The organism is Saccharothrix longispora (assembly GCF_030852425.1).
In the GTDB taxonomy this organism is placed as follows: domain Bacteria; phylum Actinomycetota; class Actinomycetes; order Mycobacteriales; family Pseudonocardiaceae; genus Actinosynnema; species Actinosynnema longispora.
Window position 1 is genome coordinate 235511 of sequence record NZ_NSDM01000010.1, and the last position, 11604, is coordinate 247114.

Annotated in this window: 5 protein-coding genes; 4 read left to right on the plus strand and 1 reads right to left on the minus strand. The window is 72.4% G+C overall.

The features are described from left to right. Positions 1-4: 4 nt before the first annotated feature. The gene (locus tag CKY47_RS23360; protein WP_306748138.1) at positions 5-5833 is read right to left on the minus strand and encodes an SDR family NAD(P)-dependent oxidoreductase; all 5829 of its coding nucleotides are present in this window, start codon (positions 5831-5833) and stop codon (positions 5-7) included. Between the two features lie 367 nt (positions 5834-6200). On the opposite strand from CKY47_RS23360, the gene CKY47_RS23365 reads away from it, so the two are divergent. The 4 genes from CKY47_RS23365 to CKY47_RS23380 are packed head-to-tail and all read left to right on the plus strand — an operon-like array spanning position 6201 to position 11574. Continuing rightward, positions 6201-7190 carry a DUF1702 family protein gene (locus tag CKY47_RS23365; RefSeq protein ID WP_306748139.1) on the plus strand — a complete coding sequence of 330 codons (990 nt, stop codon included), beginning with the start codon at positions 6201-6203 and terminating at the stop codon, positions 7188-7190. 6 nt (positions 7191-7196) lie between these two features. Beyond that, positions 7197-9158: a CRTAC1 family protein gene (locus CKY47_RS23370; protein ID WP_306748140.1), complete on the plus strand. Its 1962-nt coding sequence runs from the start codon at positions 7197-7199 to the stop codon at positions 9156-9158. 8 nt (positions 9159-9166) lie between these two features. After that, positions 9167-10198 carry an enediyne biosynthesis protein gene (locus CKY47_RS23375; protein ID WP_306748141.1) on the plus strand — a complete coding sequence of 344 codons (1032 nt, stop codon included), beginning with the start codon at positions 9167-9169 and terminating at the stop codon, positions 10196-10198. Next, positions 10195-11574 carry a cytochrome P450 gene (locus CKY47_RS23380; RefSeq protein WP_306748142.1) on the plus strand — a complete coding sequence of 460 codons (1380 nt, stop codon included), beginning with the start codon at positions 10195-10197 and terminating at the stop codon, positions 11572-11574. Before CKY47_RS23375 ends, CKY47_RS23380 begins: the two co-directional genes overlap by 4 nt. Positions 11575-11604: the final 30 nt, after the last annotated feature.

Below are 11604 nucleotides of genomic sequence, written 5' to 3' on the forward strand. Positions count from 1 at the left end.
CCTCTCACCTCCCCTCGGACAGCACGGCGAACACGACCGGGTCGGACAGGTCGTTGAGCGTGGTCGCCCAGGTGGCGACCCGGACGTCCCCGGTGGAGAACACGACCCAGCCGTCCGGGGTGATCCGGTCCACCACGAGGTCCCGCGTCGTCGTGCCGGTCTTGCGCAGGCACTCCAGCGCGGACCAGAGCCGGGTGCCCGCCGTGCTCGGGTCCTCCCCGGACTCGGCCACCACCAGGTCGCGGACCCGGAACAGGTTCTTGCCCAGCAAGGACACCCAGTCCCAGTCGTTGCGCGGCGTGGCCGCCTCGACGTCACAGCCCAGCGTGCCGGGCCCGGTCACCACCAGGCTCACCCCGGCGCCGTGCGACGCCGAGATCGAGGCGCCGTCCACCTCGGGCTTGCCGTCCGGCCGGTACCGCACCTCCACCGACCGCCCGAGGGCACGGCTCGCGGCGAGCCGGGTCTGCGTCCGCCGGTCGGCCGGTTCGCCCGTCCGCGGGTCCGGTTCGACGACGACCGCGCGCCCGCCGCCGAGCACCCGCTCCAGCGCGCGCTCCAGGTAGCCGCTGAGCATCGCCGGCACCCACGGGCCGGAGCTGTCCTTCTGCCGCACGGCGCGCAGCATCAGCCCCTCCCAGCGCTCGACCACCCGGCCGGACGGTTCGAGCACGTCGATGTCGTAGACGTAGCTGTCACCGTCCTGCGACCGCTCGTGCGCGTCCAGCACCACGTACTCGACCTGCTGCTCGGACGGCTCGGCCAGGTACAGCCGGTCCACGCCCTGCGGCAGCAGGGTCGCGTCGGGCACGCAGCACTGGAGCGCGTGCATCACCGCGTCCCGGGTGCCGGGGTCGGCGAGCACCTGCTCCTGCGGCAGGTAGGCGGCGAACCACGGCGCGGGCGAGGTGGTCGACAGGTCCGCCACCGCGTGGCGGGCGCTCGCCCGACGGTAGCCGAGCACGCGCTGGAACCGCTTGCCCTGGAACATCACGCCGCCGTACAGCTCGGTGATCGGGTCGAGCGGCACCGGGGGCAGCTGGGTGACCGCCCTCGTCGTGCCCTGGTCGGGCGGCGCCGGCCTCGGGAACCGCAGCGTCGCGCGGAAGTGGTCGGCGCTGAACCCGGTGTCCTTCGCGCGGATGGCCACGGTCACCGTCTCGGTGTCCCGGACCAGGGCCGCGAGTCGCACGGTCGTGGTCGAACCGGGCCGGACCACGATCGGCCGCAGGAACTCGACGTCCTGGAGCAGCGGGGTCCCGGTGCGACCGAGCACTGCCGTCGCGACCTGGGCCATCGCCTCCATGCCGACCACCGCGGGGAACAGCAGGTCCCCGTCGAGCGCGTGGTCCGACAGGTACGGGTCGCTGCCCGCGGACAGCTCCACCTCGGTGACCAGTTCGACGTCCGGGTAGTGCAGCAGCACCCGGTCGACGAACCTGGACAGCGGCAGCTCCTTGCTCGTGTCGAGCGGCAGCGTGGCGAGACCGCCCAACCGGCCGGTGATCGTCACCACCGGCCCGGCCGACGCGTCGGCCAGCACCTGGCGCAGCACCCGCAGGCCCTCCTCGACCGAGACCGGGGTGATGCCGTCCCGCGCGAGCGCCTCGACGACGCCCAGCCGCTCGCCCATCCCGGCGCCCGACCAGACCGACCACTCCATCGCCAACGCCCTCGCACCGGGGTGCGCGCGCTGGAAGTCGACGGTCAGCTCGCTCATCCAGTCGTTGGCGGTCGAGTAGTGCGCCTCACCGCGCAGCCCGGCCCGGCCGATGATGCTGCCGAACGTGACCAGCAACTTGATCCTGTCCTGGTCCACCGCGTCGAGCACCGAGCGCAGGCCGGTGATCTTGACGGCGAGCGTCTGCCGGAACCGCTCCTCGGTCAGGTTGCCCAGCGCGGCCGGCTCGTTGCGGCCCGCGCCGTGCATGACGCCGGTGATCGGGCCCAGCGCGGCCTCGAACCGGGCGACCGCCGCGGCGACCTGCTCGGGGTCGGTCACGTCGGCGCGCTCGTACCGGCACGCCACGCCCGCCGCGGCCATGCGGGCCAGGTTGGCCGAGATCTCCTCGTCGTCCGCCGGGGCGTCCCGGCCGATCAGCGCGAGCTTCGCGCCCGAGTCCACGGCCATGACCAGCGCGCACTCCGCCGTGATGCCCTTGGCACCACCGGTGACCAGCAGCACGTCCGAGCTGTCCAGCGGTGTGCCGGTGCGCGGTTCGGCGGGCGACTGGAGCACGGTCAGCACCGGCGCCGTCCGCCGGCCGTCCGCGTCGTAGCGGACCTCGCTGAACGTCGTGGTGGCGGCCGCTTCGACGACCACCTTGCGCACGGCCTCGTCGATCTCCGCCGCGGTCTTCGGCGCGAGGTCGGGCAGCGACACGATCGTCGTCGCCAACCCGTCCGCCTCCAGGAACGCGGTCCTGGCCAGGCCGGAGGCCCCGTACCGGTGCTGCACCACGACGAACCGGGTGCCCGGCGGCGCCGCGGTGGCGGCCTGGCCGGCGGCCAGCATCAGGCCGACGTGCTCCTCGCCGCTGTCCGGCAGGCACAGCAGCACACCGTCGCCGATGCCCGCCTCGTCGAGCGCGACCCGCAGCCGCTCCGCGAGCGGGTGGCCCGCCGGCGCGAACGCCCGCCAGGTGCCCGCGGGGCCGGTGCCGACCTCCACCCTCGGGGCCCGCGCCGGCACGTAGTCGACCGAGAACGGCCGCACCCACTGCCCGACGCCGGCCACCTCGTTGTCGCGGCCGGTGTTCCCGCCCTGCGCGGACTCGGCCAGCTCGTCGATCAGGTCGGCCAGCTCGCCGAGCGTCACGGTCGCGAAGCTGGTCGTCGCCTCCAGCGTGGGCAGGCCCAGCCGGCTGGTGACGTCGTTGACGAGCTGCCCGACGGTGATGGAGCTCAGGTGCAGGTCGTCGAGCGGGTGGGTCGTCGCGGCCACGGTCTCCAGGGGCAGCTCGACGCGCTCGGCGGCCAGCTCGCGCAGCAGGTCGAGCGTGCTGGGGCCGTCGCCACCGGTCGCGCCCTCCCCGGCCGCCTGCCCGCTCGCCGCGGACCCCTGCCCGGTGGTGGAGGTGCCGGGCTCGCCGAGTTCGACCGCCAGGTCGGGGGCGGTCTCGCACGGGTTCGTCAGGAAGGTGAACCCGCCGTCCAGCGGCAGCGGCCGGATCACCCGGCCGGCGAACAACGCGCCGGTGTCCACCGCGGCGCCCAGCGCGAAGGCGGCGCCGACGACCGACAGCAGGGAGGTCAGCGAGGTGTTGTCGGTGTCGACCGACAGCACCGGCGTGCCGGGCGCGATGTCCCGCAGCAGGCCGGCGAGCACCCGCCCGGGACCGACCTCGACCGCGAGGTCCGCGTCACCGGCGGCCTTCGCGGCGGCCTCGTGGAACCGCACCGGGAACAGGACCTGGTCGCGCAGCAGCTCGCGCAGGTCGGTGCCCGGTTCGAGCAGGTCGCCGGTCACCGTGGACGCCACCGCGCGGGTGGGTTCGGCGAACGCGAACTCGGTCAGCCGCGAGGTCAGCGCCCGCGACGCGGGCTCGACCAGCGGCGAGTGGAAGGCGTGCGAGACGTTGATCCGGTTCGCGGTGACACCGGCGGCCCTCGCCCGGTCGCACACGCGGCCCACCGCGGCCTCGTCGCCCGCGATGACCGTCTGCTTCGGCCCGTTGTACCCGGCGATCACCACCGGTTCGTCGGCGGACAGCTCCAGGGCCCGCTCCGGCGTGGTCGCGAGACCCGCCATCGCGCCGCCGCCGCGGCTGGCGTTGGCCATGACCTCGCCACGCGCCTTCGCCAACCTCAGCACGTCCTCGTCGGACAGCGCGCCGGCCCACGACAGGGCGGTCAGCTCGCCGAGGCTGTGCCCGACCGCCACGTCGGCGTCGACGCCGAGCCCGCGCAGCACCCGCAGGGCCGCGAGCGACCCGGCGACGATGCGCGGCTGGGCCACCTCGGTGGCGACCTGGTCGCCACCGGACGGCAGGCCCGCCGCGGCGAACACGGCCTCCGCCTCGGCGAAGCGGCGGCGGATCGCGCCGACCGCGCCGCGGCCGGAGCCCTGGCCCGGGAACAGGTAGGCGATCTTCGGCGCGGTGGTCCCCTCGGCGAGGTACACCCCGTCCGCCGTCGCCAGGCGCGTCTCGCCGGCGGCGATCGCGGCGACCAGCCGCGCGATCTTGCCGACGGCGTCCTCGGGGCTGCCGGTCACCACCGCGGCGCGGACCGGCCCGCCCGCCAGCCGACCGGACAGCTCCGCGGCCAGGTCGCCCAGCTCCGCGAAGGACAGCTTGGCCACCACGTCGACCAGCCCGGTGAGCCGCTCGCGCAGCTCCGCGTGGTCGGCGGCGTCGAACAGCAGCAGCTCGGCGTCCTGCCTGCTGCCCGTCAACTCCGCGGTCCCGCTCCGCAGCTCCGCGCGCCGCGTCGTGCCGGGCGCCTGCTCCAGCGCGATGTGCGTGTTGATGCCGCCGAAGCCCATGGCCGACACGCCGGCCCGGATCGGCTGGTCCGCCGGCCAGAGCTCCGGCTCGCGCGGCACGTACAGCGCAGGGGAGTCGCCGGTGAGCTTCGGGTGCGGCTCGTAGTTCCCGGTGCCCGGCGGGATGACCTGGTGGTGCACGGCCAGCGCCGCCTTGATCACGCCGGCGACACCCGCGGCGGCCTTGGTGTGGCCGATGTTGGCCTTGAGGGAGCTGATCGCCGCCGGCCGGGCGTCAGGGTCGGACTCGCGCCGGGCCGAGCCGATCGCCTCCAGCTCGGTCGCGTCGCCGAGGGCGGTGCCCGTGCCGTGGCCCTCGAAGTAGGCGACGGTCTCCACGCCGTACCCGGCGCGGCCGTACGCGCGGCTGATGGCGAGGCGGTGGCCGGCGACCTCGGGCCTGGTGATGCCGCCCTTGCCGTCCGACGACATGCCCCAGCCGGCGATCGACGCGTAGATCCGCGAACCGCGGGCGATGGCGTCCTCCTCGCGCATCAGCACGAGGACGCCGGAGCCCTCACCCGGCCAGAAGCCGTTCGAGTCGGCGTCGTACACCTTCATCTCGCCCGTGGCCAGCGCGCCGGTCTTGGCGAACCCGATCACCTCGAACGGGTCGATGGACAGGTCCACGCCACCGGCGAGGCAGACGTCCAGGTCGCCGTCGCTCAACGCCTTGGCCGCGGTCGTGATCGACAGCAGCGACGACGAGCAGGCGCCGTCGACGGTGAAGCCGCCACCGCGCAGGTCGAAGTAGTTGCAGATCCGGCCCGCGATGGTGTTGGCGAGCCCACCCGCGAGGGTGTCCTCGTCGATCGCCGGGAACGGTGCCTTGTAGGCCGGTTCGAGGTCGCGCAGGAACGCGGCCGTCTCGTCGTCGTCCCAGCCCTTCGCGGACAGCGCGGCCGCGAGCGTGCGCCGCACGTACGGCCAGCGCAGCCGCATCAGGTTCGCCCGCGAGAACTCGCCGGTGAGGCTGTTGCCGAGGACGACGCCGGTGGCCTGCCGCGGCAAGCCCTCCGCGTTGGGGAAACCGGCGTCGGCCAGGGCGTTCGCCGCCACGTCCAACGCCAGCCAGTGGGTGAGGTCGGTCGACCGGTAGGTGCTGCCCGCCACCTTGTACTTGAGCCGGTCGAACTCGAAGTCGCGCAGCACCGCCGCTTTCGTGGAGTAGAAGCGATCCGGTGCGCTCCGGTCCGGCGAGTAGTAATCCGCTTGGTTCATTCGCTGGTCGGGCAGCCTGCGGAAAGCACGGCGCCCGGCCAGGACGTTCTCCCAGAGGTCTTGGGTGCTGGAGGCGTCGGGGTAACGAAGCCCGATGCCAACGATCGCGATCCGCTCGGTGCTCAACCTGTACCGCCCATTCTCGACGACCACTCGGCTCAAATCGGCGCGCAGAATTGCGCCGCGCCGCACACGCGGCAGGAAGCCGAGTCCGACGACAGTCCTCGACGCGCGTTCTTTCCCATCGAGGTTGCCTCAGTGGTGCGGCGCCTGCCATCTCCCCGTGTGCCGTCCGAGCGCGTCGAAAGGGTGCGTCCGCACGCCGGTGGATATGTGTGATGTCCATTGTCCGTTCGCCCCCGTGTCGCGCGTCCCGTCGCCGGCCCGCCGCGGGTGCGATCCAGCACGTTTGAAGTCGTAAGCGGTCCGACGTCGTGTGACGATCGACGGCGGAAATCACCACGCCGTTCCCGATGATGGTTAGGGGAATGACTTGACCAGTTCATGGCGGGCGCTGCGGCGACGCCTTCTCACACCGAGCACCGCCGAGACGAGTCTTGACAAGCGCGGCTTCCACAAGAAAAGCCCGGCTGCCCAGGAACGGCTCGAGACCGTCGGGAAGACATTCCTCACCGGTTACGCCCACGCCGTCGAGGCGCGGACGCCGGCCGAGGCCGAGGCGCGGGTGGAGGAGTTGCCCGACTGGTTGCGCGGCTTCGCCTACGAGGGCGCGGGCATGGGCCTCGCGATGCTCGACGGGCTGCCGTTCGGCCGTTCGGACAACGTCAGCCGGTTCCTGGCGACCCCGGTGGGCGCGAGGTACCAGTACCTCGCCTACGTGGGGATCGGCTGGGCGATGGCGCGGCTCCCGCGCTTCCGCTGGCCGAAGCCGACGTCGCTGGACCCGGTGCTGGCGCCGCTGGTGCTCGACGGCTACGGCTTCCACCAGGCCTACTTCCACACGGCCCGGTACGTCGATGCCCAGTACCAGGACCCGAAGTTCCCGTGGCCCGGCGGTCCGCACGGCGACTACGCCAACCACGCGATCGACCAGGGCATCGGCCGCGCCTCGTGGTTCGTCCGCGGCACCGACCCCGTCCTGGTCGCCGACCTGGTCGACTCGTTCCCCGCGGCGCGGCGCGACGACCTGTGGAGCGGGATCGGGCTCGCGGCCACCTACGCGGGCGGCGGGGACGACCCGGCCGCGGCCGAGCGCGACCTGCGCACGCTGGTCGCCCGCGCGGGCGACCACCGCGGCAACCTCGCGCAGGGCAGCGCGTTCGCCGCCCACGCGCGGGTGCGCGCCGGCATCGTCCCGGCGCACTCGGTCCTGGCCACCAGGGTGTTCTGCGGCATGACCCCGCAGGAGGCGGCGGGGCTCGCCGACGAATGCCGCCCCGACCACCGGGCGGGCGGCGACAAACCGGCGTACGAGGTCTGGCGGCAACGGCTCGCCGACGCGCTCGTCACCACGGAGGTGTGAACAGAGATGTTTGGCATGCTGCGCAGGCAGTTGACCGGAGTCATCGCGCTCGTGGTCGTCGTCGTTTCCTACTTCGTGGTCAGCCTGCCGCAGAGCTCGGCGGAGACCAGGAACGAGATGGCGGCCAAGTACGGGTTCGCCGAGCACGGGGTCGCGCTACCCGCGTCGGACAAGCAGCAGTCGATCCGACCGGTCAACCAGGCGTACAAGCACATCGACGCCTGGATCTCCTCGGTCGGCGCCGCGGTCGCGATGAACGACCTGGACGGCGACGGCCTGCCCAACGACCTGTGCGTGGTCGACCCGCGCACCGACCAGGTGATCGTCACCCCGGTCCCAGACGAGCGCGGTGACCGGTACCAGCCGTTCGAGCTCACCCCGGACCCGCTGCCGGTCAACGACGTGATGGCCCCGATGGGCTGCGTGCCCGCCGACCTCAACGAGGACGGCAGGCTGGACCTGCTGATCTACATGTGGGGCCGCACCCCGGTCATCCACCTGCAGACGGCGGACCGCACCGACCTGTCCGCGGACGCGTTCGTGGCGGTCGAGGCGGTGGCCGGCGACAACGCCGGCCCGGACGGGCGCTACGACGGCCCGCAGTGGAACTCCAACGCCGCCACGGTCGCGGACTTCGACGGGGACGGCCACGACGACATCTTCGTCGGCAACTACTTCCCCGACAGCCCGGTCCTCGACCCGACCAAGGACGGGGGAGTGGAGATGAACCACTCCCTGTCGCACGCGCAGAACGGCGGCGGCAAGCACATCCTGCTGTGCAAGGGCGCGACGGCGGGCGCGAAGCCGACCGTGGACTTCGAGGCGGTGCCGGACGACGCGCTGCCCGAGGAGGCCCGCAACGGCTGGACCCTCGCGGTCAGCGCCAACGACGTCGACGGCGACCTGCTGCCCGAGCTGTACATCGCGAACGACTTCGGCCAGGACCGGCTGCTGCACAACAGGTCCGAGCCGGGCAAGGTGAGCTTCGCCAACGTCAAGACGAGCCGCACCCCCGGCACGCCGAAGTCCAAGCGGATCGGCGACGACTCGTTCAAGGGCATGGGCGTCGACTTCGGCGACACCGACCACGACGGCCTCTACGACCTGTTCGTGTCGAACCTGACGGTCGGGTGGGGCATCGTCGAGAGCAACTTCCACTACGTCAACACCGCCAAGGACAAGACGGACCTCCAGGCGCAGCTGCGGGACGGCACGGCGCCGTTCGAGGACGTCAGCGGCGAGAACGGCACCGCGTGGTCCGGTTGGTCGTGGGACAACAAGCTCGCCGACTTCACCAACCGCGGTGAACTCGACATCGCCGTGACGAACGGCTTCGTCCGGGGCGCCACGAACCGCTGGCCGCAGCTCCAGGAGCTGGCGATGTCCAACGACGCGCTGGTGTCCAACCCGTTCTTCTGGCCCAACACGAACGCGGGCGACGACCTCGCGGGCAGCGAGACGCTGCACTTCTTCGTCAAGGGCGAGGACGGCCGCTACACCGACCTGGCGCCCGAGCTGGGGCTGGCCGTGCCGATCCCGACCCGCGGCATCGCCACCGGCGACGCGGACGGGGACGGCCTGCTCGACTTCGCGGTGGCCCGCCAGTTCGACGAGCCGGTGTACTACCACAACGAGGCGCCCGAGCCGGGCGGCTACCTGAACCTGTCGCTGACCCGCGAGCAGGCGCCGAGCACCGGCGCCGCGCCGGCACCGGGTTCGCCGGCCACCGGCGCGCAGGTCACGGTGACCACGGCCGACGGCAAGAAGTACGTCCAGCGGGTCGACGGCGGCAGCGGTCACGGCGGCAAGCGCAGCACCGAGGTCCACATCGGGCTCGGTGACGCGGCGGGCGACGTCCAGGTGTGCCTGGAGTGGCGTGACCGCCAGGGCGAGGTCCACAAGCAGGAGTTCGAGCTCGGCCAGGGCAAGCACGAGTTCGTGCTCGGCGACTCGGCCGAGGAGAAGTGAGGACGGATATGGTTGTCCAGGACGCGAAGCTCAACGGGAAGCCGCCCGCCGGGGGGCCTCCGCAGCACAACCCCAAGGTGATCAAGGCGCTCCGCAGGTTCGCCATCTCGATCACGATCTTCAACACCGCCGGTTACCTCTTCCTCGGGTTCGAGCAGCCGTGGATCTGGCCCTTCGTGGCCGTCGCCACCGGCTACGCGGTCGAGCTGGCGCTGGAGACCATCGGCGCCAAGGTCGAGGGGCGGGCGCCCCGCTACGCGGGCGGCGGTTTCAAGGGACTGGTGGAGTTCCTGCTCCCGACGCACATCACCGCCATCGCGCTGAACATGCTGATCTACGTCAACGACCGGATCTGGGTGATGATGTTCGCGGTCACCCTGGCGGTGGCGGCGAAGTGGATCCTGCGCGCCCCGGTGCGCGGCAGGCTGCGGCACTACATGAACCCGTCCAACTTCGGGATCCTGATGGTGCTCATCCTGTTCCCGTGGGGCAGCATCGCGCCGCCGTACCACTTCACCGAGGGCCTGAACGACTGGGGCAGCTGGATCCTGCCCGGCATCATCATCATCACGGGCACGATGCTGAACGCGAAGCTGACCGACCGCATGTGGCTGATCTTCGGTTGGTTGAGCTTCTTCGCGCTCCAGGCGATCGTCCGCGGCATCCTGTTCGACACGTCGATCCCCGGCGGGCTCGCGGTCATGACCGGCGTGGCGTTCATCCTCTACACCAACTACATGGTGACCGACCCCGGCACGACGCCGTCCAAGCCCGCCGCGCAGTTCGCGTTCGGCGCGGGCGTGGCGGTCGCCTACGGGATGTTCATGGTCATGCACATCGCCTACGGCCTGTTCATCGCCACGGCGCTCGTGTGCCTGGTCCGCGGCATGTTCCTGTGGGGCCTGCACTTCGTGGACAAGGCGGCGAAGGAGCGCGCCGCGGCCGAGCAGGCGAAGAACGAGGCCGCGCCGCCGATCGTGGTGGTCTCCGAGAACGGCGACTCGGCGGGCAAGCACGCCGCGCGCCCGGCCGTGGCATGACGACGAGCGGTGGCCGAGTGCCCCCGGGGCCGCCCAGGCGGGCGGCCCTGGGCATCCTGCGCCAGCTCCGCGCGGACCGCCTCGGCCTGATGAGCGAGGCGGTCCGCGAGTACGGCGACGCGGTGCGGGTGGCGATCGGTCCGAAGAAGCTCTACATCTTCAACCACCCCGACCACGCCAAGCACGTCCTGGCGGACAATGCGGCGAACTACCACAAGGGCATCGGCTACACCGAGGCCAAGCGCGCGCTGGGCGACGGGCTGCTGACCAGCGAGGGCGACCTGTGGAAGGAGCAGCGGCGCACCATCCAGCCGGTGTTCCAGCACAAGCGGATCGCGGGCCAGGCGGACGTCATCGTCGAGGAGGCGCTCGGGCTGGTCGCGCGGCTGCGCGCCCACCTGGGCGCCGCCCGACCGGTCGACGTGCTGTCCGAGGTCACGGCGCTCACCCTCGGCGTGCTCGGCAGGACGCTGCTCGACGCCGACCTCGGCGAGTTCGACTCGGTGGGCCACTCGTTCGAGGCCGTGCAGGACCAGGCCATGTTCGAGATGGAGACGCTCGGCATGATCCCCCGGTGGCTCCCGCTGAAGGGGCAGCGGGCGTTCCGCTGGGCCCGGAGCGACCTCCAGCGGATCGTGGGCGCCCTGGTGGCGCAGCGGAAGGCGAACCCGGTCGAGTCCGGGGACGACGTGCTGACGCGGCTCATCGCCTCCACCGCCAAGGAGGGCGACCGGCGGGTCGCCGACCGCCGCATGCAGGACGAGCTGGTGACGCTGCTGCTGGCCGGTCACGAGACCACGGCCAGCACGGTCGGCTGGACGCTGGACCTCGTGGGCAGGCACCCGGAGGTCCGGGAGCGGCTGCACGAGGAGGCGGTGGCGGTGTACGGCGACCGCCGCCCGTCCTACGCGGACCTGACCAGGCTGCGGTACACGAACATGGTGCTCCAGGAGGCGATGCGCCTGCACCCGCCGGTGTGGATCCTGCCCCGGCGCGCGCTCGCCGAGGACGAGGTGGGCGGCTACCGCGTGCCGGCCGGCGCCGAGGTCCTGATCTGCCCGTACACCCTGCACCGGCACCCGAGGTACTGGCCGGAGCCGGAGCGGTTCATCCCGGAGCGGTTCGAACCGGGGGTCCAGACCGACCGGCCGCGCTACGCGCACATCCCGTTCGGCGCCGGCCCCCGGTTCTGCGTCGGCAACCACCTGGGGACGATGGAGGCCGCCTTCATCATCTCCACGCTGATGCGCGACCTGAAGCTCGAACCGGTGCCCGGTTACCGGGTCAAGCCGGAGCCCATGATGTCGCTCCGCCTCGGCGGTGGCCTCCCCATGACCGTCCGCGACTGGCCCGCGCCCACCAGCCGGGCGGCCTGAGCGGTCCGACCTCCCGGAAAGTCGGTGAAC